This window comes from Pseudocitrobacter sp. 2023LY-00077, from assembly GCF_055796175.1.
On sequence record NZ_JBSPEI010000062.1, the window covers coordinates 1 to 912 of the forward strand.

2 protein-coding genes and 1 pseudogene are annotated in these 912 nt (G+C 54.3%); all 3 read right to left on the reverse strand.

The features are described 5' to 3' along the window. Nucleotides 1–158: phage tail assembly protein T (locus ACWWFX_RS25285; protein WP_154294735.1), on the reverse strand; the 158-nt coding region annotated here is incomplete at its 3' end. A gap of 8 nt (nt 159–166) precedes the next feature. After that, nucleotides 167–550 carry a phage tail assembly chaperone gene (locus ACWWFX_RS25290; protein ID WP_106777629.1) on the reverse strand — a complete coding sequence of 128 codons (384 nt, stop codon included), beginning with the start codon at nt 548–550 and terminating at the stop codon, nt 167–169. A gap of 32 nt (nt 551–582) precedes the next feature. Then, a pseudogene (locus ACWWFX_RS25295) lies at nt 583–912 on the reverse strand (major tail subunit); the annotation flags it as partial.

The following is a 912-nucleotide window of genomic DNA, read 5'->3' on the forward strand; positions in this document are numbered from 1 at the left end:
CCGTAGATGGCAGAGACGAGCTGAGCTGCCTGAATGTCACCACGAATATCGCCAACCGGACTTTGCCTGTCGTACTCAATCCACATCAGAAGCTCGCTTGCCGTCATATTCTGCCGAAGCTCTGAGAGCGTGCGCCCCATCCGGAGCGCAAGCGACATCAGAAACTTTACCCCGGGGGTTGAGACTTTTCCCGCGCTTCGTCCGCATTGTTGATCAGGTCAAGCGCCTGTTTGAGCAGGCGTGAATGGACGGGGCCGTAGATTTCACGTACCTGCTCTTCTTCGTCTACGCTGAATACCGGTTGCTTATCGGTGTCGCACAGGACGTCAATAAAGAGCACCACGTCAGCGCAAAGATTACGGTGTGCCTTTTCCGATACCGACACATTTTCATCATCAGTACCCGCTTTCACCACTTCCTGCCAGCGCAGCCAGGCTTCACCTGACGGCTCACGGAGAACCACTTTGACGCCCTCCCACTCAGGAACGGCGACCGTCTTATGACGAAAACCCGACATCTTAGCCAGGGCGAGATTTTTAATATTCTTCATGCGACCTCTCAGGAGCCAGGCTCGATGTTTTCAGGCTTACCTTTCAGGCGCAGGGAGAACGTTGCCGCCACTACGCCGTTGGTACCGGAAGACCAGGTGTGCTGGCGGATTTCAGCCAGGAACTTGAAGCCCTTGCCGGACGGGAAGATAACCTGGAAAGCGTAGGTCGTATCGTTGTCATACGCTTCACGCAAGGCGTCCTGCGCCGGATTCTTATAGAAGTTTCCGGACAGAGAGATTTCTGACGGAGAAGGCAGGCCGTTGATGTTCTCCTGCTCGGTAGAGCAAAGCGTTGTTACGTCGATATCCTGCTTCTGGCCACCAGTGAACTGAATTTCTTTGATGGTGCAACTCAGATCGAG